General features: G+C 60.0%; 25 protein-coding genes and 1 tRNA gene. 12 read left to right on the top strand and 14 right to left on the bottom strand.

Translation table 11 applies throughout. From position 1 onward, the window contains the following. Window positions 1-105: 105 nt before the first annotated feature. Window positions 106-432, bottom strand: a complete 327-nt coding sequence (locus QZ196_RS06820; RefSeq protein WP_296425086.1) for an iron-sulfur cluster assembly accessory protein — start codon at window positions 430-432, stop codon at window positions 106-108. Between the two features lie 73 nt (window positions 433-505). Here QZ196_RS06820 and QZ196_RS06815 point away from each other — a divergent pair, with 73 nt between their 5' ends. The 9 genes from QZ196_RS06815 to QZ196_RS06775 all read left to right on the top strand — a co-directional run bounded on the left by QZ196_RS06815 (window position 506) and on the right by QZ196_RS06775 (window position 9,757). After that, complete coding sequence (locus tag QZ196_RS06815; RefSeq protein ID WP_296425050.1) at window positions 506-1,678, top strand: deoxyguanosinetriphosphate triphosphohydrolase; 1,173 nt, start codon at window positions 506-508, stop codon at window positions 1,676-1,678. Continuing rightward, the gene (locus QZ196_RS06810; protein WP_296425048.1) at window positions 1,668-3,503 is read left to right on the top strand and encodes a sodium:proton antiporter; all 1,836 of its coding nucleotides are present in this window, start codon (window positions 1,668-1,670) and stop codon (window positions 3,501-3,503) included. The genes QZ196_RS06815 and QZ196_RS06810 overlap by 11 nt, the downstream gene beginning before the upstream one ends. 15 nt (window positions 3,504-3,518) lie before the next feature. Then, window positions 3,519-4,271, top strand: a complete 753-nt coding sequence (locus QZ196_RS06805) for a hypothetical protein (RefSeq protein WP_296425046.1) — start codon at window positions 3,519-3,521, stop codon at window positions 4,269-4,271. 85 nt (window positions 4,272-4,356) lie between these two features. Next, window positions 4,357-6,099, top strand: coding sequence for an arginine--tRNA ligase (argS, locus tag QZ196_RS06800; RefSeq protein ID WP_296425045.1), 1,743 nt, complete (start codon window positions 4,357-4,359; stop codon window positions 6,097-6,099). A gap of 72 nt (window positions 6,100-6,171) precedes the next feature. Next, entirely contained in the window at window positions 6,172-7,089 is a 918-nt protein-coding gene (locus QZ196_RS06795) for an SPOR domain-containing protein (RefSeq protein ID WP_296425043.1), read from the top strand. Next, on the top strand, window positions 7,090-8,079 hold the full coding sequence (locus tag QZ196_RS06790; protein WP_296425042.1) for a glycoside hydrolase family 3 N-terminal domain-containing protein: 990 nt from the start codon (window positions 7,090-7,092) through the stop codon (window positions 8,077-8,079). Between the two features lie 6 nt (window positions 8,080-8,085). After that, window positions 8,086-8,880 carry a ScpA family protein gene (locus QZ196_RS06785; protein ID WP_296425041.1) on the top strand — a complete coding sequence of 265 codons (795 nt, stop codon included), beginning with the start codon at window positions 8,086-8,088 and terminating at the stop codon, window positions 8,878-8,880. Next, entirely contained in the window at window positions 8,873-9,511 is a 639-nt protein-coding gene (gene scpB, locus QZ196_RS06780; RefSeq protein ID WP_296425039.1) for an SMC-Scp complex subunit ScpB, read from the top strand. Before QZ196_RS06785 ends, scpB begins: the two co-directional genes overlap by 8 nt. Before the next feature lie 45 nt (window positions 9,512-9,556). After that, window positions 9,557-9,757, top strand: a complete 201-nt coding sequence (locus tag QZ196_RS06775; RefSeq protein ID WP_296425038.1) for a hypothetical protein — start codon at window positions 9,557-9,559, stop codon at window positions 9,755-9,757. Between the two features lie 18 nt (window positions 9,758-9,775). Here QZ196_RS06775 and QZ196_RS06770 read toward each other — a convergent pair whose 3' ends face one another. The 8 genes from QZ196_RS06770 to QZ196_RS06735 form a co-directional block, all read right to left on the bottom strand. Next, entirely contained in the window at window positions 9,776-10,858 is a 1,083-nt protein-coding gene (locus QZ196_RS06770) for a 2'-deoxycytidine 5'-triphosphate deaminase (protein ID WP_296425036.1), read from the bottom strand. A 65-nt stretch (window positions 10,859-10,923) separates the two neighbouring features. Then, window positions 10,924-11,000, bottom strand: a tRNA-Pro gene (locus QZ196_RS06765). Window positions 11,001-11,049: 49 nt separating this feature from the next. Continuing rightward, window positions 11,050-11,796 (bottom strand): MerR family transcriptional regulator, encoded by a 747-nt coding sequence (locus QZ196_RS06760; RefSeq protein ID WP_296425034.1) that lies wholly within the window; start codon window positions 11,794-11,796, stop codon window positions 11,050-11,052. A gap of 4 nt (window positions 11,797-11,800) precedes the next feature. Then, a complete protein-coding gene (gene ihfA, locus QZ196_RS06755; protein WP_296425033.1) occupies window positions 11,801-12,103 on the bottom strand; it encodes an integration host factor subunit alpha in 303 nt (100 codons plus the stop codon). 96 nt (window positions 12,104-12,199) lie between these two features. Next, window positions 12,200-13,171 (bottom strand): beta-ketoacyl-ACP synthase III, encoded by a 972-nt coding sequence (locus QZ196_RS06750; RefSeq protein ID WP_296425031.1) that lies wholly within the window; start codon window positions 13,169-13,171, stop codon window positions 12,200-12,202. 1 nt (window position 13,172) lies between these two features. Continuing rightward, entirely contained in the window at window positions 13,173-14,294 is a 1,122-nt protein-coding gene (plsX, locus tag QZ196_RS06745) for a phosphate acyltransferase PlsX (protein ID WP_296425029.1), read from the bottom strand. A gap of 22 nt (window positions 14,295-14,316) precedes the next feature. Further along, window positions 14,317-14,523 (bottom strand): 50S ribosomal protein L32, encoded by a 207-nt coding sequence (gene rpmF, locus QZ196_RS06740; RefSeq protein WP_296425027.1) that lies wholly within the window; start codon window positions 14,521-14,523, stop codon window positions 14,317-14,319. Window positions 14,524-14,685: 162 nt separating this feature from the next. Further along, window positions 14,686-15,231, bottom strand: a complete 546-nt coding sequence (locus QZ196_RS06735) for a DUF177 domain-containing protein (RefSeq protein ID WP_366510955.1) — start codon at window positions 15,229-15,231, stop codon at window positions 14,686-14,688. An 82-nt stretch (window positions 15,232-15,313) separates the two neighbouring features. Between QZ196_RS06735 and bamE the strand changes: the two genes are divergently transcribed. After that, complete coding sequence (gene bamE / locus QZ196_RS06730; RefSeq protein WP_296425024.1) at window positions 15,314-15,790, top strand: outer membrane protein assembly factor BamE; 477 nt, start codon at window positions 15,314-15,316, stop codon at window positions 15,788-15,790. A 225-nt stretch (window positions 15,791-16,015) separates the two neighbouring features. On the opposite strand, the gene msrB is transcribed toward bamE, so the two are convergent. Then, window positions 16,016-16,408, bottom strand: a complete 393-nt coding sequence (gene msrB / locus QZ196_RS06725; RefSeq protein ID WP_296425022.1) for a peptide-methionine (R)-S-oxide reductase MsrB — start codon at window positions 16,406-16,408, stop codon at window positions 16,016-16,018. A 71-nt stretch (window positions 16,409-16,479) separates the two neighbouring features. Here msrB and QZ196_RS06720 point away from each other — a divergent pair, with 71 nt between their 5' ends. Further along, the gene (locus tag QZ196_RS06720) at window positions 16,480-17,199 is read left to right on the top strand and encodes a GNAT family N-acetyltransferase (RefSeq protein WP_296425020.1); all 720 of its coding nucleotides are present in this window, start codon (window positions 16,480-16,482) and stop codon (window positions 17,197-17,199) included. Between the two features lie 42 nt (window positions 17,200-17,241). Then, window positions 17,242-19,047: an ATP-binding cassette domain-containing protein gene (locus tag QZ196_RS06715; RefSeq protein ID WP_296425018.1), complete on the top strand. Its 1,806-nt coding sequence runs from the start codon at window positions 17,242-17,244 to the stop codon at window positions 19,045-19,047. An 83-nt stretch (window positions 19,048-19,130) separates the two neighbouring features. On the opposite strand, the gene QZ196_RS06710 is transcribed toward QZ196_RS06715, so the two are convergent. The 4 genes from QZ196_RS06710 to mazG all read right to left on the bottom strand — a co-directional run bounded on the left by QZ196_RS06710 (window position 19,131) and on the right by mazG (window position 22,795). After that, window positions 19,131-20,003 (bottom strand): hypothetical protein, encoded by an 873-nt coding sequence (locus QZ196_RS06710; RefSeq protein WP_296425017.1) that lies wholly within the window; start codon window positions 20,001-20,003, stop codon window positions 19,131-19,133. Window positions 20,004-20,021: 18 nt separating this feature from the next. After that, entirely contained in the window at window positions 20,022-20,750 is a 729-nt protein-coding gene (locus tag QZ196_RS06705) for an SDR family NAD(P)-dependent oxidoreductase (RefSeq protein WP_296425015.1), read from the bottom strand. A 138-nt stretch (window positions 20,751-20,888) separates the two neighbouring features. Continuing rightward, window positions 20,889-21,893, bottom strand: coding sequence for a Fe(3+) ABC transporter substrate-binding protein (locus tag QZ196_RS06700; protein ID WP_296425013.1), 1,005 nt, complete (start codon window positions 21,891-21,893; stop codon window positions 20,889-20,891). A gap of 80 nt (window positions 21,894-21,973) precedes the next feature. Next, window positions 21,974-22,795, bottom strand: a complete 822-nt coding sequence (gene mazG, locus QZ196_RS06695) for a nucleoside triphosphate pyrophosphohydrolase (protein WP_296425012.1) — start codon at window positions 22,793-22,795, stop codon at window positions 21,974-21,976. Between the last annotated feature and the right edge of the window lie 6 nt (window positions 22,796-22,801).

Here is a 22,801-nt window from a genome sequence, read left to right as displayed (position 1 = left end):
AGCTGCCCCCTGTTTGGGGCAGTTTTGCCGCAGTGCGCGACGATGCACAAGCGATCAGCTGCACCTGATCGAGGATCAGCGTGGACAGCCGTGCATTTTGCGGCATTACATCGAAAACGATGTGCCGCAGCCGCATGATGACGTTGCATTGGGGTTGTTGATCACAAAGCGCGCGCCGATTAGTTCTTCGGTGAAATCAATCACCGCGTCGGCCAGAAATGGCAGGGAAACGGCGTCAATTACAACAGTTTCACCGCTTCCGGTCAGGGTCAGGTCATCGTCCTTGGCGTCGTCCAGATCAATTTCATATTGAAACCCTGAACAGCCGCCACCTTCGACGGCTACGCGCAGTGCCTTGCCTTGGGCCGAGGCGCCGATTTCGGCCAGCCGCTCAAACGCGCGGGGGGTCACTTTGGGTGGGATCGTCAGCATTTTGCGACCTATCAGTTTGGGTTCGGTTACAATATAGGGGGTGTAGGCAAGACGGACAAGGCAGGCAAATAACATGGCAGCGCCCTATGCAACCGACCCGGCAAACGCACGCGGGCGGCTTTACCCAGAGGAAGAGAGCACGTTTCGGTCGCCGTTTCAGCGTGATCGCGACCGGATTATCCATGCGAGCGCATTTCGGCGGCTGAAGCACAAGACGCAGGTCTTTATTGAACACGAGGGTGACTATTTCCGGACCCGTCTGACCCATTCAATCGAGGTGGCGCAGGTGGGCCGTACGATTGCCGCCGCGCTGGACCTGAACGTCGAGCTGACCGAGGCGGTCGCGCTGGCGCATGATCTTGGCCACACACCCTTTGGTCACACCGGAGAAGAGGCGCTGGATGCGCTGATGCAGCCCTATGGCGGGTTTGATCACAATGCCCAGGCCTTGCGGATCGTGACCGATCTGGAACGTCATTATGCCGAATGGGACGGGCTGAACCTGACGTGGGAGACGCTGGAGGGGATCGCCAAGCACAATGGCCCGGTCACGGGTGATATACCTTATGCGCTGGCCGCGTATAACGCGCGTCACGATCTGGAACTTCACACCCATGCCAGTGCCGAGGCGCAGTCGGCTGCCTTGGCTGACGATATTGCATATAATAACCATGACTTACATGACGGTCTTCGCGCAGAGCTTTTCAGTACCGATGATCTGGCGGCGCTGCCAATATTGCACGATTGCTTTGCGCGGGTGGACGCGAAATATCCGGGACTGAACTATTATCGGCGCCGCCACGAGGCGCTGCGCCGGTTCTTTGGCGTGCTGGTCGAGGATGTGATCACTGTCAGTCGCCGCAATCTGGTGGATCTGGCACCAACGAGCGTGCATGACATCCGCCACGCAGGCCGCATGATGGTGCAGTTTTCGCCCGTGCTTTGGACGGACCTCAAGGTGATCCGGCAATTTCTGTTCGAACGCATGTATCGCGCGCCCGCCGTCGTCGAGATGCGTGTGGTGGTGACCCAGATGGTCAATGATCTGTTCCCGTTTTTCATGGAAAACACCGATGAGTTGCCCAAGCAGTGGCGCAAGGATGTGGCCGACGCGGCAGATCGGACGGCGCTGGCGCGGATCGTGGCCGATTACATCGCAGGCATGACGGATAGATTTGCCATTCAGGAACATAAGCGTTTGATTGGCGGCGAAGTAATTCCTGCCGGAGTGATTGATGGCAATTGAAAACGCCGTTGATGCAATGGCGCCCGTGATGGCGTTTGCACTTGTGGGTGCCTTGGGCGTGGGGTCGCAATGGCTGGCGTGGCGGTTGCGGATGCCGGCGATTGTGCTGATGCTGGTGGCCGGAATACTGATCGGGCCGGTGGCCGGTGTATTCGATCCGGGGCGCGATATCGGGCCGCTGATGGGGCCGATCATATCTATTGCGGTGGCGATTATCCTGTTTGAGGGTGGGCTGACGCTGAACTTTCATTCGCTCAACGATGCTGCAAAAGGGGTCAAGCGGTTGGTCTTTGTCGGTGCCCCGCTGGGCTGGCTGACATCGGCTTTGGCGCTGCGCTATGGTGCTGGGCTAAGCTGGGAAAGCGCGGCGGTTTTTGGCGGGATCATGATCGTCACCGGCCCCACGGTCATTGCGCCCTTGCTGCGCACCGCACGTCTGTCCAAGCGGCCTGCGGCGCTGCTGCAATGGGAAGCGATCATGAACGACCCCATTGGCGCGCTGGCGGCAGTTTTGGCCTTCGAGGTCGTGTTGGTTTTGAACACGGCGACAACGGTCAACGCGGCGGTATGGGAGCTTTTGGTTGGTATTGGCGTCGCGACTGCGCTGGGGATGGTGGCGGGGTTTGGCCTTGCGCGCTCATTCAAACGGGGCTGGGTGCCAGAGTATATGAAGGTGCCGGTGCTGTTCGCCTTGCTTTTGGCGATTTTTGCCGTGTCGGATCATGTGCTGCACGAAAGCGGCCTGCTTGCCGTGACGATCATGGGTATTGTGATCGCGAATGCCGATCTGCCCAGCTATGAGGAACTGCGCCGGTTTAAGGAACATGCGACCGTTCTGCTGGTGTCGGGCGTGTTTATCCTGCTGGCCGCGCAGCTGGACGTTGCGGCCTTGGGCCAACTGGACTGGCGCGCGCTTGGCTTTGTTCTGTTGGTTGTGCTGGTGGCGCGGCCGTTCACGGTGATGGTCGCGCTGTTGGGGTCGGGTGTGCCCTACCGGGAGCAATGGCTGGTGGCGCTGACGGGACCGCGCGGCGTCGTTCTTGTGGCCGTTGCGGGGCTGTTCGGGGATCGGTTGCTGAACCTAGGGTTTGCGGATGCGGCGCTGATTGGGCCATTGGCCTTTGTTCTGGTGGCGGTCACGGTGGTTTTGCACGGGTTCACATTGGCGCCTTTTGCCCGTTGGCTGGGGCTGGCTGGGGCGGATATCCCCGGTGTGGTCATCGTTGGCGGGGCCGACTGGACCACCGCATTTGCCGAAGCGCTGAAAAAGGCCGAGGTGCCGGTGCTGATGACCGATCCCAACTATGGCCATCTGCGCGCGGCGCGCGCCGCCGGGATCGCGACGTTTTCTGGCGATATCCTGTCAGAGGCCGCCGAACAGCGTCTGGAACTGGTCAGCTATGCGACGCTGATCGCGGCGACGGACAATGACGCCTACAACACGCTGGTTGCAACCGACCTGGGCCCCGAATTTGGCCGTGACAATGTGTTTCAGGTCATCCGCGAAAAAAGCGACAGTGCGCGCCATCAATTGCCACGCACGCTGGGTGGCCGGATGTTTGGCGCCGATCAAACGCACACTGGCCTGAACCGGCTGATCCGTGATGGCTGGACCTTTCGGATCAGCCGGCTGACCGATGAATTCACGTTTGAAGATTGGCGTGCGAAACGCCCCGAGACACATCTGTTTGCCCGCATTTCACCCAAAGGTCATATCCGCCTGATCCGCAAAGACGAAGAGGTGAGGGGCGCGCCAGATGTGCGGATCATCGGCCTGCGCCCACCCGGGGACGACGAAAGCCGCCAGCCGCCGGCGGATACGTGATCGTGGATGGGCCGGTTGAAGCATTTTAGCACAGTCATTCTGGCTTGGTGTGTGTTTGCGATGCCGATCCCCGCCCAAGAGGTGCTGTTTGCGTCTGGTTTCGAGGCCCTCTCGGACTTTGACGGATTTTACATCACGCGCCACGATGATCAAAGTCATGCCTTTCAGGAGCTGTCTGCGATTGACCCCGCTGCGGGTAAATTTGCCCATCGGGCGTGGATTACCCGGGCCAACCCACCAAGCGGGATGTTCACCAACCGCAACCATCGTGCCTATCCAACGGTCCAGTTTCAAAAAACGCCAGCGGGTGTATTGCCGACACCATTGTGCGTCGGCTTGTCGGTCTGGGCTGATTTTGACCTAAGGTCGGCCTCGCAAGGGCACGAAGACCAGTGGATCAGTCTTGCGACATTCACGGACGATCAAAGTGACAGCTGGCGCCGGACCGTGTTGGTGAATGTCAGCTATGATGGCTTCATACACCTGCAACATGTCCCGCGTCAGGGGCAGCAGGCGCATATTTTCCAGTCAACCACGGTGCAGTTTCCCTATCGTCAATGGGTCAGATTGGCTGTTGAACTTGATTTTTCGCCGCAGGGCTATGCCAAGGTGTGGCTGGACGATGTGCTGGTGTCCCATGCTGCGGTCCGCGCGATGTCCAATCAGCTTGCCCAAGCGCATTTTGGGCTTTACGCCGCGCCATCGATCCGTGCGGGTGAAATTCGTAACGATAACCTGCGTATCACATCCGGGCGCTGCTATGGGTGACGGTGCCGTGCGGATTGACCTAGGCTGCGGGGGTGGTAAACCCTGCTGAAATGTTGTGATGCCCTATATGGGCCAAAGGACTGCTATGAACCTGTTTGCTGATTTTCGTACCCGAGTGCTGACGTGCCTTGACCAATTGGTTGCCGAGGGCACGCTGCCTGCGGGCCTGTCGACTGCTGCCGTCGCGGTCGAACCACCGCGCGATGCCGCGCATGGCGATATGGCGACGAATGCCGCGATGGTTCTGGCAAAGCCCGCCAAGATGAACCCGCGTGTGATCGCCGACGCACTGGCCGCCAAACTGTTGGAAGATCCGCAGATCGCCGTAGCCGAGGTGGCAGGGCCGGGTTTCCTGAACATGCGGCTGGTGCCCGATGTCTGGCAGGCCGTTGTGAAGGCGGCGCTGACCGATCCGGCCTATGGCCAATCCACGCTGGGGCAAAATCAAAAGATGCTGGTCGAGTACGTCAGCGCCAACCCCACAGGTCCGCTGCATGTGGGCCATACGCGCGGTGCCGTCTTTGGCGATGCATTGGCCAGCCTGCTGGATTATACAGGCTATGACGTGACCCGCGAATACTACATCAACGACGGCGGCGCGCAGGTCGATGTTCTCGCCCGGTCCGTGTATCTGCGGTACCTCGAAGAGCATGGCAAGCAGGTGGAATTCCCCGATGGGACGTATCCGGGGGAATACCTCAAGGATGTGGGTAAGGCCCTCAAAGCCAAGGTTGGTGACGCATTTGTCGGTAAGGCCGAAGAGGTTTGGCTGGACGACATCCGCACATTCGCCACCGAAGCGATGATGGATCTGATCCGCACCGATCTTGCGCAGCTTGGCGTTGTCATGGATAGTTTCTATTCGGAGAAATCGCTTTACGGCACGGGTCTGATCGAAAAGGCCATTGCAGAGCTGGACGCCAAGGGCCTGATCTATCGCGGCACGCTGGAGCCGCCCAAGGGCAAGACCCCAGAAGATTGGGAACCGCGCGAGCAGACGCTGTTTCGGTCAACGGCCCATGGCGATGATGTGGATCGGCCCGTGCAGAAATCCGACGGGTCCTGGACCTATTTTGCCCCTGATATTGCGTATCATTATGACAAGGTGCAGCGCGGCTTTGACCAGCTGATTGACGTTTTCGGCGCCGACCACGGCGGCTATGTCAAGCGTATGAAGGCGGCGGTGTCTGCTTTGTCTGACGGCAAAGTGCCGCTGGACGTGAAGCTGACCCAACTGGTGAAGCTATATAAAAATGGCGAGCCGTTCAAAATGTCCAAGCGGGCAGGGACATTCGTGACCCTGAGCGATGTGGTCGAAGCGGTCGGCAAAGACGTGACCCGGTTCCATATGCTGACGCGCAAAAATGACGCGCCGCTGGACTTCGATTTCGACAAGGTGTTGGAGCAGTCCAAAGACAACCCGGTGTTTTACGTGCAATATGCCCATGCGCGGGTCAATTCGGTGCTGCGCAAGGCGCGCGAGGCCGGAATTGCGGTGGATGATGCGACGCTGGCCGCTGCCGATCTGGGCAAGCTGGGCCATGAGGCAGAGCTGAATGTAGCCAAAAAGCTGGCCGAATGGCCGCGGCTGGTCGAGATTGCGGCCCGTGGTCATGAGCCGCATCGGATCGCGTTTTACCTGTATGATTTGGCGTCAGATTTCCATGCGCTTTGGAACCGGGGCAACGATGATACCAGTCTGCGCTTTCTGCAAGAGGGTGACACAGACACAACACAAGCGAAAATTGCCCTGATCCGGGCCGTAGCGATTGTTATTTCGCACGGTCTTGGTATTCTTGGTGTTACGCCGGTAGAAGAGATGCGCTAAAGCACAAGCTGCCGGATCGAGCTGAGTTAACGGACCCTTAAAGCCAAAAATGGCACGGGCAGTGAGGCAGAGATGGCAGTTTTTGATGAGGGGTTCGCCCCGTCCTATGGTGCGGCGCGCGCCGGAGTTTTCGTTAATTACGCAGGGGCCGCGATGTCTCTGGCGTTGATCGCAGGTGTGGGCCTTTGGGGTTACAAGCTGATCATCCGCGATGTGAGCGGCATTCCGGTGGTGCGCGCCATGGAAGGCGATATGCGGGTGCTGCCTGATAATCCGGGTGGATCGGTGGCGATTCACACCGGATTGGCCGTGAATGAGGTTGCAGCCTTGGGCGAGGCGGGCGGTCCCGAGGATCGTCTGGTGCTGGCCCCCGCAACCGAAGGTCTGGTACGTGAAGACCTTGATGTGCAGCCGACGGCCGAAGCCGGCGAAGTGCTGGCGTTTGATACCGCGACCCAAGTGCCTGTTGCATTGGGTGCGCCGACCCCGCTGGAATCGCAGTCAGAACCGTTGAGTGCGGACGAAATTCTGGCGCTGGCCGATCAAATTGCCGCCGACGTTGCGACATTGGCAAGCACGGATGAAACGGCATTGCCGGGCGTTGCTGCATCCGCACCAGGTGTGCGCCTTTCGCCGCGCCCCGTGTTGCGTCCTGCCAGTCTGCAGGCGGAGCCTACGGCTGCGGCTGCGCCAACAGTCAACACCGATGAGGTCGCCATCACCACCGAAGCCTTCCCGGTGGGGACCAATCTTGTGCAGTTGGGTGCTTTCCAATCTCCCACCTTGGCTGCGACAGAATGGATACGCCTGCAGGGCCGCTTTGGTCAGTTGATGGGCAGCCGTGACCGGGTCATTCAGGTCAGCAATCAGAGCAGCGGCACATGGTATCGGCTGCGCGCCAGCGGCTTTGCCGATCGTGCCGAAGCGCGCCGTTTTTGTGCGGCACTTGAGGCCGAAGGGGCAACCTGCATTGCGGTTGTCGTCAATTAAGTGGCGCAGAACGCGACGATCTTTGGCCCGGCCGGGCACAGTATTACCCCGTGGGAAAAGGATTTTTTCCGCGAGGCTGATCCGCTTGGGTTTATCGTTTTTGCGCGTAATATCGACACGCCCGACCAGCTTTGCCGCCTGACGGGTGCGCTGCGTGATGCCGTGGGCCGCGACGCGCCGATCCTGATTGACCAAGAAGGGGGCCGTGTGCAGCGGATGCGGCGCCCGCATTGGCGCGACTACATGCCCGCGCTGGATCAGATGGAACAGGCCCGCGATCCGATGCGCGCCCAGTGGATTCGCAACCGGCTGATCGCGGCCGAGCTGTACGACGTCGGCATTGATGTGAACTGTGCCCCATTGGCCGATCTGGTCGAGGACGCGACTCATCCCGTGCTGCGAAACAGGCTTTATGGCGGTGACATTGCAACGGTCGTTGCTGCCGCCCGGACCTGTGCCGCAGCATTTTTGGCCGGTGGCGTATTGCCGGTTCTGAAGCATATTCCGGGCTATGGGCGCGCGGCGGTGGACAGCCACAAAGACCTGCCGACCGTGGATGCGCCCCGCGCGGCGTTGATCCAGCATGATTTCGCCCCGTTCAAGGCGCTGAATGATATCGCCATGGGCATGACCGCGCATATCGTTTTTGCGGATATCGACCCGGATGCACCTGCCACTACCTCGGGCCGGATGATGCAGGTTATCCGCGAGGATATCGGATTTGGCGGGTTAATCATGACCGATGATCTGTCGATGCGGGCCCTGTCGGGCACGCTTGGGGAACGTGCGGTCGCAGCGATCAGCGCAGGGTGTGATATTATCCTTCATTGCAACGGCGATCCCGCCGAGATGCAGGCCGTCGCGAAAGCCGCCGGTGATATGACCCCAGTGGCGATCACCCGCGCAAATCGTGCCTTGGCACAGCGAAAACCGCCCGAAATCATTGACATCCCCAGCTTAGAAGCGGAGTTTGAAGCGCTTTTGGCGTGAGGTGCGATGCAGGGCGATGAATTCCAACCAGACCCGTTGAGCGTGAGCGACCGGGTGGCCGCCGAGGCGCTGATCGTTGATGTCGGCGCTTTTGAAGGGCCGCTTGACCTGTTGCTGACGCTGTCGCGGACGCAAAAGGTGGACCTGCGCAAAATATCCATTCTGGCCTTGGCCGAGCAGTATTTGGCCTTTGTCGAACAGGCAAAGGCGCTGCGGCTGGAACTGGCGGCGGATTATCTGGTGATGGCGGCCTGGCTGGCGTTCCTGAAGTCGCGCCTGCTGCTGCCCCCCGATCCCAAGGAGGAAGGTCCGTCGGGCGAAGAACTGGCCGCACATTTGGCGTTCCAGCTTGAGCGTTTGCAAGCCATGCGCGAAGCTGCGGCAAAGCTGATGGCGCGCGATCAAATGGGCCGTGATTTCTTTGCCCGTGGCATCACCGAAGACGTGCAGCGCGTGCGCCGCGTGACCTATACCGCGGCCCTGCTGGACCTGATGCAAGGCTACGCCCGCATCCGCACCCGTGATGATTTTCGACCTTTTGTGCTGGACCGCCAGCATGTGATGACGATGGAGAAGGCGTTGGAACGGATGCGGCACCTGATCGGTTTTGCCGGTGATTGGACCGATATTGTCAGCTATCTGCCCGATGGCTGGGACGCCGACCCGCAACGCCGCCGTTCGACCACCGCTGCGACCTTTGCGGCCAGTCTCGAACTGGCCAAGGAAGGTAAGATTGAAATCCGTCAGGGCGAAATTTTTGCCCTCATCCAAATCCGCAAAAAGGCCCCGCGTGATGAGTAAGCCACAAAACGACAGCCTGTTCGAAGCCCCCCCCATGGGCGAGCAGGAGCGCATGGTTGAAGCGATCCTGTTTGCCACCGCCGACCCGGTGACGGTGCAAGAACTGATCCGGCGGATGCCCCATGGTTGCGACCCTGCCGAGGCAATCGCATATCTGCGCAAACGCTACGACGGGCGCGGGGTGAATTTGGTCAGGATCGGGGATGCCTGGGCGATCCGTACTGCGCCAGACCTTGGCTTTTTGATGCAAAAAGAGACGGTTGAGACCCGCAAGCTATCCCGCGCAGCCATCGAGACATTGGCGATTGTTGCCTATCATCAGCCCGTGACCCGCGCCGAGATCGAAGAGATTCGCGGCGTCAGCGTGAGCCGCGGCACGGTTGATCAACTGATCGAGATGGGATGGATCAGGTTTGGCAGGCGCAAAATGACACCGGGCCGCCCCGTGACATTTGTTGTGACGCAAGAGTTCCTTGACCATTTTGGGCTGGAAAATGCACGCGATCTGCCGGGGCTGAAAGAGCTGCGCGCCGCAGGTCTGCTGGAAAATCGCCCACCACCGGGGGCCGGCGCGTTGGGCGAAAAGGACGATGAAGATGATGATGATCAAACCGAACTGTTTGAAGATTAACCAAATTGCCCTAATTGTCAGTCACACGGCACCGGAGGTCATGCAATGAATATGAACCAGCTCATCAATATGGTCATGCGCAGGCTGGTCAGTCGCGGGATCAACAAGGGCATTGATCTGGCGGTCAACCGCGGGCGACAGCGGCCAGAACAGACGCCCGACGAACGCCGTGATACGCGTGATGCGCGCAAGACCACCCAGACCGCGCGGCAGCGTATGAGCATCCTGAGCCGCTTTTTACGGTAGGTGCCGCGGTCGGGCAGGTCACGTGCTGCGAAAATGTTTTGACAGCTTCAAACCCTGCCCCTGATAGTTTGATTTGATCTCGCGGCCATAAAGCGCGTCTGGCATGGTGGCCATATGTTCATAGACCAAACGCCCGACGACCTGCCCGTGTTCCAGCACAAACGGGGCCTCGTGGCAGCGTACTTCGAGAACGCCGCGCGATCCCGCGCCGCCTGCCGCAGCATAGCCAAATCCAGGGTCGAAGAACCCGGCATAGTGCACCCGAAATTCACCCACCATCGCCAAATACGGCGCCATTTCAGCGGCCTGCATCGGGGGGATGACAATTGCCTCGCGGCTGACCAGAATGTAGAACGCGCCGGGATCAAGAATAATCCAGCCATCATCGGTATGGATCTGTTCCCAGAAATCGGCCGGATCGTAGTGGTTTAATTTGGACAGATCGACCACACCCGTGTGCGGCTTGGCGCGGTAGCCGACAAGGTTGCCCTTGGCCGGTTTCAAATCTACGGAAAAGCCTAATCCGTCCGAGATGACGGGATCACCGGCCACCAGCGGCGTCTGCGCATGCAGGGCGCGCAATTCAACGTCTGACATCAGCGTCTTGCCCTGACGAAAGATGATCTGGTTGAGCATTTGGCCGGGCTGGGCGACGACCGAAAACGAACGTGGGCAAATTTCGACATAAAGCGGCCCGCTGTAATTTTCGGGCACCCGATCAAATTCAATTCCGTGATCGGTGATGATCCGGGTGAGCAAGTCCAGCCGCCCGATCGACGATTTCGCGCTGGCCGCAGCGGTCATGCCCGGCGGCAGGGACAGTGATTCCATCAGCGGCACGACGTAGACACAGCCCTTTTCCAGTACCGCACCGCCGGCCAGATCGACTGCATGCATCTGAAAATCCGTGAGCCGTTGCGCAACTGTGCGGCTGCGTCCAGACAGGAATGACGCACGCACCCGGTATGCCGTTTGCCCCAGTCGCAGATCCAGCGAGGCTGGCTGTATTTGGTCGGCTGTCACCGGTGCCGACGCCGCAATATGCCCCGCTGCAATCATATCCCTGATCTGGTGGTCCGCCAAAACGCCTGCTGTTGTCATGCCTGTCACTCCGTTTCAGATACCAAAACGCCCGCTGCGCAGTCGCGCAAGCGGGCGGTTATGATTGGTCGGGCTAGCAGGACTCGAACCTGCGACCTTCCGTCCCCCAGACGGACGCGCTACCAGGCTGCGCTATAGCCCGACTTGGCGCTTTCATAACGGAATTGCCTTCGGGGGCAAGCCCGAAAACTCTAGTTGTGGCGCATCCCATCGCGCAATTGTTCCAAACGCGCGAGCAGGGGGGCGATTTCTGCAGCGCGCGCCCGCAATGCGGCTGTATCGGCTGGTGCCAGACCCAATATGCGTGCTGGCAAGTCGGGGATTTCATCCGGCAGCGCAGGAACATCGCGCTGGAATGGCGTTGCCGTCTCGGGTGGGGGGGGGGTGGCGTCCGCGACATCTGGTGCGATCGGCGTTTCGGGCACGGTTGCTGCGGCGTCTTGGGCCGCGACATCCGGCGTTGCATCACTGTCCTGCGCGGGTCCTTCGTCAGGTGACGGCGATGAGACGCCAAACGACAGGGCGTCTTGCCGGTGCGATTCCCGTGGTGTCTGGGGCAGATCGACTGCCGTCAATGCGTCGTCTGACGCAATCGCGGCGTCGATGTGCGTGTCCGCGATTGCGGTGTCTGGCGCAGGGTTTGCGCTCTCAACCGCCGGGCCGTTCACTGATGGGCCAAGCGTGGCCACATGTTTGGCACCTTTTTCGCGCAACAGCTTCTGGGTGCCTTTGATCGTCAGGCCATCCTCGTGCAGCAGTTGCTTGATGCCAGCGAGCAGTTCCATGTCTTCGGGGCGGTAATACCGCCGTCCACCAGCACCTTTGACGGGTCTGATCTGGGAAAACTTGCTTTCCCAGAAACGCAGCACGTGGGTTGGGGTGTCCAACCAGTCGGCCACTTCACTGATGGTGCGAAATGCGTCTTTGGCCTTTGCCATGACTTTACTGTTTATTTCCTGCCGCGACGCGATCTTTCATGAGATGCGACGGGCGAAAAGTCAAAACGCGCCGGGGGTAGATTGGCACCTCTTCCCCGGTTTTCGGATTGCGGCCAACGCGGGCCGCCTTTTCACGGACCGAAAATGTCCCGAATGATGATATCTTCACCGTCTCGCCCTGAACCAGCGCATCGGACACATGTGAAAGCACGCTTTCCACCAGATCGGCGCTGTCGTTGCGGGAAAGTCCGACCTGACTGTGCACCGCATCAGCCAAATCCATACGCGTCAATGTCTTATCAGCCATAATCGTCCCCTCGGATATTTGACTGACCATATGCGCGTGGCAATTTCAGAGTCAATAACAAGGGCTTGGCAATTGTGTTTGACAGTCAGTTTCTGCCTACCAGCGGATCACAACGGCACCCCAGGCCAATCCGCCGCCGATGGCTTCGGTCACGATAAGGTCGCCTTGCTTGATTTGTCCGCGTGCCACGCCGACCGACAGGGCAAGGGGAATCGATGCCGCAGAGGTGTTGCCGTGGTCCTGAACCGTCACAATAACCCGGTCCATGCCCACGCCCAGCTTTTTGGCCGTTGACTGGATGATGCGGATATTGGCCTGATGCGGGACGACCCACGTGACATCATCAGCCGCCAGCCCGACCTTTTCCAGCGCGGTATCAGCGGTTTTTGCAAGCTTTTCAACGGCATGGCGGAAAAGCTCTCGGCCTTCCATACGCAGCATGCCGGTGTTTTGGGTCGTGACCCCGCCATCGACATACAGCAGGTCACGATAGCGGCCGTCGGAATTCAGATCAGTGGACAGGATGCCACGGTCATCGGTGGTGCCTGTCCCTTCTTCGGCCTCAAGGATCAGCGCTCCGGCACCGTCGCCAAACAACACGCAGGTTGATCGGTCTGTCCAATCCATGATTCGGCTGAAGGTTTCCGCACCAATGACCATTACGCGATCCGCCTGACCGGATGCGATCAGCGCGTTTGCATTGCTCAGCGCATAGACGAAACCCGCGCAAACCGCTTGGATATCAAAGGCATAGCCGTCGGTGTTGCCGATGGCGTGCTGCACCATGGTTGCGACCGACGGAAACGTCAGGTCGGCGGTTGATGTTGCAAGGATAATCGCGTCAATGTCTGCTCCCGTCATCCCGGCCATGGCGAGTGCGGCATTGGCGGCACGAATGGCAAGATCCGACGTGGTCTGACCGGGGGCGGCAAAATGGCGACGTTCAATGCCCGACCGCGCCTTGATCCATTCATCGGTCGTATCAAGCGTTTTTTCGAATTCTGAATTGGGCACAATTCTTTCGGGCAGGTAATGCCCGACACCTTTGACAACTGCGCGACGTACCATGTTATTTGCCTGTATTGGTGCGGGTTTTTTCGGTCGCACCTTCTTGAATTGCATCTTGGGCAAGTGATGCGGCGGATGCAACCCGGGCGGCCAGTTTATCGGAAAATCCACTTTGGGCCAGTTTATAGGCCAGATGCAGGGCGGCTGCGACGCCTGTCGCGTCTGCGGACCCATGGCTTTTGATGACGGTTTGGTTCAGGCCCAGAAACACACCGCCGTTCACCCGGCGCGGGTCGATCCGCTTGCTTAACCGGCGCAGAGACCCGCGCGCCACGAGGGCTGCAAACATGGACAGGGGGGATTTCATAAATGCAGCGCGGAGCAGTTCCGAGATCAGGCTTGCCGTGCCTTCGCCCGTTTTGAGCGCGACATTCCCGGTAAAGCCGTCGGTCACAATGACATCAACTTTATCCGACGGCAGATCACCGCCTTCGATAAAGCCAATATAGGTGAATTCACCCTTTTCGGCAGCCTTTGCAATAAGTTCGTGGGCGACCTTGAGTTCCGCGCGGCCCTTGTGTTCCTCTGTTCCGACATTCAGCAATCCGACGCGCGGCCGGTCGATACCCAAGCCATTGCGCGCATAGGATGCGCCCATCAGCGCATAGGTCAGCAAATCGTCCTGATCGGCGCGGATATCGGCGCCAGCGTCAAGCATGACGTTGAAGCCGCTGGGGTTACGCGATGGCCACAGACAGGCGATGGCGGGACGGTTCACGCCTTCGGCCTTGCGCAGGCGCAGCATCGACATCGCCATCAGACCGCCGGTGTTGCCACAACTAATGCAGACGGCAGCCTCGCCGCTGCGCACCGCCTCGATCGCGGACCACATCGACGTGTTCTTGCCGTGGCGGAGTACGTGGCTGGGTTTATCGGTCATTTTCACAACCTCGGACGCGTCGTGGATCGTCACCCGGTCGCTGATATTATACTTTTCAAGCAGTGGCTTAAGCTGATCCACAGGGCCATGCAGGATCGCGCGTGCGCCGGATGCTTTGCCCAAAAACTTTGAAAGGCCAGCAACAACGGTTGCCGGCCCTTTATCGCCACCCATAGCGTCGACGGAAAGCACGTTTGATCCATCAGCCGGGGTCGGAGCGTTGTCCGTCTGGCTATTGGTCATGGTGTCGTGCCCGAAACGCAGCTTACGCTGCGTCTTCGTCGAGGTCGATTTGGGTTGTGTCTGCGATCACTTCACGTGTCGCGTAATGTCCGCAAGACGGACAAATGTGGTGCGGGCGCTTCAGTTCGCCGCAATTGTCACATTCGTTGGGGTTTGCTGCGACAAGAGAGTCGTGCGAACGCCGGTTGTTGCGACGGGATTTGGATACTTTATTCTGCTGGACGGCCATGTCTGAACCCTATGATAAATGGGCACACGGCCCTGTTTTGGTGATCTCTCGGGGGTCCTACGCCAATCCGGCAGCCCTGTCGAGACGCGATGTCAAAGAGGGGGCGAACATACTGCGATTTGCGCGCGGCGCAACCCTTTTTCGACGGGTTGCGTCGCTGTGTTACGTGTCTTTTTTGCCAATGGAATCGCGCAGCGCGCCCAGTCCAGCAAAGGGTTTGGCGTCATCGTCGGTCATTGGGGCCGTGCCGGGTTGGGTGAAAACTGCCCGCCCCAAATCCGCCCCATCTGCACGTGGATAAAGCGGTAAGGCGAGCGCGAGCGCCTCGATCATGACCTGCGCGAGATCGAGCGTGGCGGGCAGTGCTTCGATGGTGTCGTCGTCGGGCATTTCGACTTCAGCCGCTTCGATGGCGGGCATTGCGGCAAGATATGTCCGTTTGAGAGGCTCATCGATTCGGGTCGTGACCGGGGCGAGCGTGACCACGCAGTCCTGCACAACGGTCGCGCCGAGGGTCGCGGTGAGTTCCCAGTCGGTGCGGTCCAAAGGCGCTAACTGCCCGGAAAAGCGCAGTTTTTTCACGCCAACGATCCCCAGGACATCCGCCACGGCACGCCGTTCGTCGGCTGTGGGGGTCAGGTCAAAGTCTGTCGCGCGGCGCGTGGCGAGGTCGGCTATACGTAAGAGTGACTGGGGGAGTGGGGCCACGGGTGCTTCCATTCTTGAACAGGGGGCGGTTTGTATTGTAAGCGGGATAAAAGGCAAAAGACGCCAAAGCAAGAGGGCCGTCATGGGCATGATCACAGGTAAAACTATCACCGGGCTGCGCGCTGCGGGCATTTTGGCCGTGGTTCTGGCACTGTCGGCGTGTACACCGGTCACGCGCTATCATGGGTTCGCGCCCACGGCTGACGAGTTGGCCGCGGTGCAGGTCGGGCAATCGACCCGTGACAGCGTCACCGCGATATTCGGCCCGCCAACCGCCGAAGGGGTGCTGGGCAACAACGATTATTACTATGTTTCCAGTACCTTCCGCCATTATGGCCCGTTCGCGCCCAAAGAGCTGGAGCGGCAAGTTCTGGTGTTCAGCTTTGATCAGGGGGCCGTTGTGCGCAACCTTGCGCGCTACACGTTGGAGGACGGGCAGGTGGTGGTGTTGGAGCGGCAGGTGACGGAGGATGGCATCAATGATGTGACGTTCATCGCGCAGCTGCTGGGGGCATTTGGCCGGGTCGATGCCGGGGCATTGTTGGGCGATGCGCCGTAAGCAACGCGCGATGGGTGCAATGGTCGCCAGTGGGCGCAGCCACGCGAATCATCAGTTAATGCGTGGATTTTCCGGCATTTGATGCGGCAGTAGCCTGTATGGATGGCGTCCGGATCGCGTATGTACGTTTGGCGCGGTTTTGGCGCGTTAACGCAGCGCACGGGTGAAATGTGACCGCCGCGTTAACCAGATTGAGCCGGAGGAGGTGGCGGGGAGATCCGCGCCCTACGCCTTTGGTTCGAATGTGAGGGCGACACCGTTGATGCAATACCGCAGGCCGGTGGGTTGCGGGCCATCGGGAAAGACGTGGCCAAGGTGCGCGTCGCAGCGGTTGCAGTGGACTTCGGTGCGTTTCATGAAAAAGCTGCGGTCGGTGGTTTCGCCGACCTGTTCGGCATCAAGCGGTTTGTAGAAAGATGGCCAGCCAGTGCCGCTTTCGAATTTTGCATTCTGGTCAAACAGGGGCGCGCCGCAGCAGACGCACATGTAGGTTCCGGGGTCTTTCGGGAAATCTTCGTAGGTGCCTGCGCGTTCGGTGCCGTGCTTGCGAGTGACCTTATAGGCCATGTCCGACAGTTGTGCGCGCCATTCGGCGTCGGATTTGGCGATTTTATCCATGCGGTGGTGTTCCTTTTACCTGCTTGCGCGTTAACCTAGGCTGAAGGGCCGTATTCGCCAAGGTGAGGTTGATGACAATTCCGTTTTCCAAAGGGCGCTATGTGGCGCGGTTCGCGCAGGGGGCGGATGATGTCCTGGCCTGTCAGCGGCTGCGGCATTTGTCGTTCTTTGGTACGGCGGGTGTTGATGCGGACCGGTTCGATGATCTGTGCCGCCATTTGATGGTTGCCGATCGCGCCGGGCGGCTGGTGGCGACAGTGCGATTTTTGCCGATGGCGTCGGGGGCCGGGGTCGGGGGTGGCTATGCGGCGCGGTTCTATGATCTGTCTGCGTTGGCGGCCGCGCAGGCACCCATGGCCGAGATTGGCCGGTTTTGTGTGGCGCCCGATGTGATGGACGCCGATGTATTGCGGGTAGCATGGGGCGCGCTGACCCGGATGGTTGACGATGCGGGCATTGCGATGCTGTTCGGCTGCACCAGTTTTGCCGGAATTGATCCGACACCCTATATCCCCGCATTCGAGGTGTTGCAGGCGCGGTATTTGGGGCCAGAGGCGCTGCGCCCCGCTGTGAAGGCGGCGCAGGTGGTGCGGTTCGCGGATTTGCCACGCGGTGCGCCGGGGCTGCGGCAGATGCCGCCGCTGCTGCGCACCTATTTGGCGATGGGCGGCTGGGTCAGCGACCATGCGGTCGTGGATCGCGATATGAATACGCTGCATGTGTTTACCTGTGTAACGGTCGCGGCCGTGCCAGCGGCGCGCGCGCGCGCTTTGCGTGCTGTTGCGCGCTGATCCCCCCTTGCGCATTTGCCCGCGCCGCAATACCTGACGCGCATGGCACGTGCACCCCTTCTTCAGCTTTCCGATATCGCCCTGACTTATGGCGGCGATCCTGTATTTGCAGACCTGTCTTTGGTCATCCAGCCCGGTGATCGGGTTGCTTTGGTGGGGCGCAACGGCTCTGGCAAATCAACTTTGATGAAGGTGATGGCCGGTCTGGTCTTGCCCGATGCGGGCACGCGGGTGGCGTCGCCCGGTGTGCAGGTCGGCTATATGGAGCAGGACCCGTCGATGGAGGGGTTTGCGACGCTTGGCGACTATGCCGCCAGCGGGCTGGATATTGATGAGGCCTATAAGGTCGATATGGTGGCCGAGGGGCTGAAGTTCGACCCTGCGGGGGCCGTTGCGACCGCATCGGGCGGTGAGCGGCGCCGTGCGGCATTGGCCAAGCTGATGGCGGAAGCGCCCGAGCTGATGTTGCTGGACGAGCCAACGAACCATCTGGACATCGAGGCGATTGCCTGGCTTGAGAACGAGCTGAAGACAACCCGCGCGGCGTTCGTGCTGATTTCGCACGACCGGGCGTTCTTGCGCGCTTTGACCCGTGCGACCCTGTGGATTGACCGTGGCGCGGTGCGCCGGGCCGAGCAGGGGTTCGCAGGCTTCGAGGAATGGCGCGACAAGATATGGGAAGAAGAAGACCAGCAGCGGCACAAGCTGAACCGCAAGATCAAGGCCGAGGCGCGTTGGGCGGTGGAAGGCATTTCCGCACGCCGCACGCGCAATCAGGGCCGGGTGCGGGCGTTGCAGGATTTACGTGCCGAAAAAGCCGGTCAAATCCAGCGCCAAGGCACGGCTGCGATGGCATTTGATGGCGGATCGACGTCGGGCAAAAAGGTAGTCGAGGCATTCGGCCTGACCAAAGCGTTTGATGGCAAGCAGATTGTCCAGGACTTTAACCTGACCGTGCAACGCGGTGACCGGATCGCGTTCGTTGGTCCCAATGGCGTGGGTAAAACCACGCTGATCAAGATGTTACTGGGTCAAGTCGCACCTGATGAGGGGTCGGTCAAGCTGGGCACCAATCTGGATATCGCGATTTTTGACCAAAGCCGTGCCGCGCTTAATCAGGATATGACGCTGTGGGAAAACCTGGCGAATGATCCCGAACTTGGCGTCAGTGGCAAGTCTGATCAGATCATGGTGCGGGGGCAGCCGAAACATGTTGTCGGCTACCTCAAGGAATTTTTGTTCGACGAAGCGCAGGCACGCGCACCGGTGCGGTCGTTGTCGGGTGGCGAAAAGGCCCGGTTGCTGCTCGCCCGGCTGATGGCGCGCGAAAGCAACCTGCTGATCCTCGACGAGCCGACGAACGATCTGGATATCGAGACGCTGGATTTGTTGCAAGATATTCTGGGCGACTACGACGGCACGGTTCTTTTGGTCAGCCACGACCGGGATTTTCTGGACCGGGTGGCGACGACGACGATTGCGATGGAAGGCAATGGGCAGGCGGTGGTTTATGCCGGCGGCTGGACCGATTACCGCGCGCAGCGTGGTGGCGATTTCACCGAGGCCGCCGTGGCGAGTAAACCATTGGCCAAAAAAGACAAAGCCACCGAAAAGAAATCAGGCGCCGGGCTGTCGTTCACGGAACGGCACCGCTTGGAGAGCTTGCCGAACGTGATTGAGACCCTTGGCGCGGAGATTGCCAAGCTCGAAGAGCTGTTGTCGGACCCCGATCTGTTCACCAAGCAGCCAGCGAAGTTTCAAAAGGCAAGCGATGCATTGGTCGCGCGGCAAAACGCGCTGTCGGATGCCGAAGAAGAATGGTTGGCACTGGAAGAAAAAGCCGGCTAGGGACACGGGCGCTGCACGGTTCATTTGCTTTGGCCCACACGAAGCGACGGCAAAAACGCCCGATACCGACGGATGTCATACGTTCATATTGCCTTGCCGTTCTGACCGGCACGTAAATTATGGGCCCTTTGATGCGCGGTCAATCTGGACATAATCCTGGCCTCTTCCTGGGTGATATCCATATTGTCGGGAAACGCGGCAGACAGCGCGTCGATCTGCGCAAAGCGCATGTGCAGCGGCATGTGGCCGGTCTTGCGAAGCCACATGTGCAGCCCAAAATTCCCATTTGCATCGCGCGATGACCTGACATTTGCGCGGGATTGCGCCATGTCGTTTGCGACGATCGCGGCCTGTGTGAACGCATCCAGATGGCCTGCGGCCTTGATCTGCTCCAGCGGTGCGTGGTCAGAGAAAGCGAGCGGCAGACGCACGATCGGTCCACCTGCTGCAATATGCGCGACATGGCGGCTGTCGGACCGATGGAATGGATCATAAAGTACGGCGGTTCTTGCACATAGGTTCGTGGGGCTGTCGGGCCTGATTATCTGGGGCAGGGCGGCGGCAATACCACGCCAGCGGTCTTCCCATGGCGCAACTTGTGGCGTAATCGCATATTGCGGCGACACGGCCAGCGTGAATGCGGAACCGATGAACCGCCGGGCAAGCAATGCGCCCGTGGCACCCATGCTGGTCCCAAAACACACGATTTCCATGCGATCTCTGGTCAGATCAGCGATTTCAAGAAGAGCCTGCGGGAATTCCTCGGTTTGCCACCAGTGATTTTGCCGGGCGACCAGACCGAAATAGCTCATCCCATAGGCCGCAGCGAGGCTGGGAAACACAGGTTTGCGCGGCGGATTTTTGGCCCAGTTCGCAAATGTCACAAGGGCGCGATCCGCCTTGGGGTCGATGTTGGCAAAGGCAGTGATCGCTGTGCCATTGAAAATCCGTTGCATACCGCTTGTCTGTCCCGTTCATGGCATCCGCAGGGCGCCATCCAGACGGATTGTGGTGCCGTTCAGATAATCACACGCGACGATGAACCGTGCAAGTGCCGCGAATTCCGATGGGTCGCCAAGGCGGGGTGGGTAGACGACGTCGCGCGCGAGGCCTGCCATGATCTCTTCGCCCAAACCCGCGAGCATGGGGGTGCGGAAGATGCCGGGTGCGATGGCCATGACGCGGATGCGGCTGCGGGCCAGATCGCGCGCCATCGGCAGCGAAAGCCCGGCGATGCCGGCCTTGGATGCGGCATAGGCGGCTTGCCCCTTTTGCCCGTCAAAGGCTGCAACCGAGGCGGTGTTGATAATCACGCCGCCGTCGGTCATCCGCGCGGCAGCCAGGCGTGCGACGTTGAAGGTGCCGTTCAGATTGACATCGACGGTCCGCTTGAAACTGGCCAGCGTGTGCGGGCCGTCGCGGCCAAGCGTTTTCTCGGCGGTGGCAATACCCGCGCAGTTGATCGCAACATTCAGACCGCCCATCGCCGCAATTGCGCCTGCCAGCCCATTGATGACGCTGTCTTCATCCGTAACATCGACCAGCGCGAAACCGGCACCGATATCCTGCGCGAAATCCGCGCCTTGCGGGTCGCGGTCAAAGATGGTGACCTGTGCGCCCGCCGCAATCAGCCCCTGCGCTGTCGCCGCACCAAGGCCCGATGCGCCGCCGGTCACGATGGCTTTGGCTGTCGTGATATCCATATGATCCCCCCCCCCGTGGTGTCCCCAGATTGCCGCTGCCGTGGCAAAATGCAAACAGCTTCTTCCGAGCGGAAATATCCTCGGGGGGGGACCCGCAGGGTCGGGGGGGCAGACAGCCCCCCTCCCACGTCGGCGGCACTAGCCGTCGAAATTAACTTCTTCCATGATCCGCAGGGCGGCGGGACGGTGGCCCGCGAGGTCGGTCAGGTCGACGTCATCGGGGATGAAACTGCCCCAGCTTGCGACCAGATCAGACAGTGGTGCGCCGTCCAGCACAGGATATTCATAGTTCAGGTCCGCATAGATGCTTTGCGCGGCGGGCGAGACGAGGAATTCCATCAATTGCAGCGCTTGGTCTTTGTTCGGCGCGGCGTTTGTCATCGCGATGCCGGACACGTTCACATGCGTCCCGCCATCCGCGAATGTCGGAAAAATGATCCGCACGGAATTGGCCCATTCGGTCTGTTCGGGATCTTCGAGCATTTCGCCCATATAGTAAGTGTTGCCAAGGCTGATATCGCATTGCCCTGCCCAGATCGCCTTGACCTGCGCGCGGTCGTTGCCTTCGGGTTTGCGGGCCAGATTGCCGCGGACCGCTGCGGCCCAATCGCGGGCGCCGTCCTCGCCATCATGGGCAATCACGGCGGCCATAAGCGCCAGATTATAGCTGTGCAGGCCAGACCGGGTGCAGATGCGGCCCTGCCATTTCTCCGAGGCAAGGTCTTCGTAGGTGGTGACTTCGCCATCGGCGACGCGGTCTTTGGACGCATAGATGATCCGCGCCCGCGTGGTCAGGCCGAACCACAGGTTTTCGGGGCTGCGCAGGGTGGCGGGGATTGCTGCGGTCAGGGTGTCGCTGATCACGGGTTGGACGACGCCGGCATCAACGATTTGTTGCAGGTTGGCGATATCCACGGTCATCACCAGATCGGCGGGCGACCGCGCGCCTTCGGCTTTCAGCCGCTCGACCAGGCCATCGTCGACAAAGGCGAGGTTGACCGCGATGCCCGTTTGGGCGGTGAAGGCGTCCATCACCGGCTGGATCAGCTCGGGCTGGCGGGTGGTGTAGATGTTGACATCGGCCAGTGCGGGCGCGGCGACGGCGATGCAGGCCGTGGCAAGGAGGAATGTGCGTATCGTCATGGGAAGGCTCCAGTTATGAACTGCCCCCTGTAAACCTGAGTCTTTTAGTCTGGTCAATACCTGATCTATTTAGTCAGATATTATTCTGCGGCCCTTTCCTGCGCCTTCACAGCGTCCCAAAGTGCGTCCATTTCCGCAAGATCGCTTTGCGCCGGGGTCTTGCCACGGGCAGAAAGCGCGTCTTCCACCGCTGCGAAACGCCTTGTAAATTTGGCGTTGGTGCCGCGCAGGGCCGTTTCAGGGTCAATATCCAGATGCCGGGCAAGGTTGACCATCACAAACATCAGATCGCCGAATTCCTCTGCGACTTCGGTCTGGGTCAAGGTGTCGCGGGCCTCGACCAATTCGGCGGCCTCTTCGATGATTTTGTCGATGACATGGGTGGTGTCGGGCCAGTCAAAGCCGACGCGCGCGGCCCGTTTTTGCAGTTTCACGGCCCGCGTCAGGGCGGGCAGGCCTGCCGCGACGCCGTCAAGCGTCCGGGTTTGGGATTTGCCCGCCCGTTCGGCGGCTTTGATCCGTTCCCAGTCAAGGGTTTGCTGCGCGGACGATTTGTCACGCGATTCGTCGCCAAACACATGCGGATGCCGCGCGACCATCTTGTCGGCGATGGATTTCACGATGGTTTCGAAGGTGAACAACCCGGCCTCGGTGCCGATTTGGGTGTGATAGACGGTTTGCAGCAGCAAATCGCCCAATTCGCCCTCCAACTCGGCCCAGTCTGACCGGGCGATGGCATCGGCGACTTCGTAGGCTTCTTCGATGGTATAGGGTGCGATCGAGCTGAAATCCTGCTCGATATCCCACGGGCAGCCGGTTTGCGGGTCGCGCAGGCGGCGCATGATTTCCAGCAGGCGCGGCATGCCGCCAGCAGGGTCGTGGATCAGGGTGTCATCAGCCATTGCGCA

It is taken from the genome of Yoonia sp. (assembly GCF_017854565.1).
Taxonomy (GTDB): Bacteria; Pseudomonadota; Alphaproteobacteria; order Rhodobacterales; family Rhodobacteraceae; genus Yoonia.
The sequence above is the reverse complement of the archived record's forward strand: the minus strand, read 5'-3'. Positions and strand labels throughout refer to the sequence as shown.

Excerpts from the sequence above, each read along its gene's own strand:
- QZ196_RS06820 (WP_296425086.1), bottom strand. The coding sequence starts at position 432 with ATGCTGACGATCCCACCCAAAGTGACCCCCCGCGCGTTTGAGCGGCTG.
- QZ196_RS06815 (WP_296425050.1), top strand. The coding sequence starts at position 506 with ATGGCAGCGCCCTATGCAACCGACCCGGCAAACGCACGCGGGCGGCTT.
- QZ196_RS06810 (WP_296425048.1), top strand. The coding sequence starts at position 1,668 with ATGGCAATTGAAAACGCCGTTGATGCAATGGCGCCCGTGATGGCGTTT.
- argS (WP_296425045.1), top strand. The coding sequence starts at position 4,357 with ATGAACCTGTTTGCTGATTTTCGTACCCGAGTGCTGACGTGCCTTGAC.
- QZ196_RS06795 (WP_296425043.1), top strand. The coding sequence starts at position 6,172 with ATGGCAGTTTTTGATGAGGGGTTCGCCCCGTCCTATGGTGCGGCGCGC.
- QZ196_RS06785 (WP_296425041.1), top strand. The coding sequence starts at position 8,086 with ATGCAGGGCGATGAATTCCAACCAGACCCGTTGAGCGTGAGCGACCGG.
- scpB (WP_296425039.1), top strand. The coding sequence starts at position 8,873 with ATGAGTAAGCCACAAAACGACAGCCTGTTCGAAGCCCCCCCCATGGGC.
- QZ196_RS06775 (WP_296425038.1), top strand. The coding sequence starts at position 9,557 with ATGAATATGAACCAGCTCATCAATATGGTCATGCGCAGGCTGGTCAGT.
- QZ196_RS06770 (WP_296425036.1), bottom strand. The coding sequence starts at position 10,858 with ATGACAACAGCAGGCGTTTTGGCGGACCACCAGATCAGGGATATGATT.
- QZ196_RS06760 (WP_296425034.1), bottom strand. The coding sequence starts at position 11,796 with ATGGCAAAGGCCAAAGACGCATTTCGCACCATCAGTGAAGTGGCCGAC.
- ihfA (WP_296425033.1), bottom strand. The coding sequence starts at position 12,103 with ATGGCTGATAAGACATTGACGCGTATGGATTTGGCTGATGCGGTGCAC.
- QZ196_RS06750 (WP_296425031.1), bottom strand. The coding sequence starts at position 13,171 with ATGGTACGTCGCGCAGTTGTCAAAGGTGTCGGGCATTACCTGCCCGAA.
- plsX (WP_296425029.1), bottom strand. The coding sequence starts at position 14,294 with ATGACCAATAGCCAGACGGACAACGCTCCGACCCCGGCTGATGGATCA.
- rpmF (WP_296425027.1), bottom strand. The coding sequence starts at position 14,523 with ATGGCCGTCCAGCAGAATAAAGTATCCAAATCCCGTCGCAACAACCGG.
- bamE (WP_296425024.1), top strand. The coding sequence starts at position 15,314 with ATGGGCATGATCACAGGTAAAACTATCACCGGGCTGCGCGCTGCGGGC.
- msrB (WP_296425022.1), bottom strand. The coding sequence starts at position 16,408 with ATGGATAAAATCGCCAAATCCGACGCCGAATGGCGCGCACAACTGTCG.
- QZ196_RS06720 (WP_296425020.1), top strand. The coding sequence starts at position 16,480 with ATGACAATTCCGTTTTCCAAAGGGCGCTATGTGGCGCGGTTCGCGCAG.
- QZ196_RS06715 (WP_296425018.1), top strand. The coding sequence starts at position 17,242 with ATGGCACGTGCACCCCTTCTTCAGCTTTCCGATATCGCCCTGACTTAT.
- QZ196_RS06710 (WP_296425017.1), bottom strand. The coding sequence starts at position 20,003 with ATGCAACGGATTTTCAATGGCACAGCGATCACTGCCTTTGCCAACATC.
- QZ196_RS06705 (WP_296425015.1), bottom strand. The coding sequence starts at position 20,750 with ATGGATATCACGACAGCCAAAGCCATCGTGACCGGCGGCGCATCGGGC.
- QZ196_RS06700 (WP_296425013.1), bottom strand. The coding sequence starts at position 21,893 with ATGACGATACGCACATTCCTCCTTGCCACGGCCTGCATCGCCGTCGCC.
- mazG (WP_296425012.1), bottom strand. The coding sequence starts at position 22,795 with ATGGCTGATGACACCCTGATCCACGACCCTGCTGGCGGCATGCCGCGC.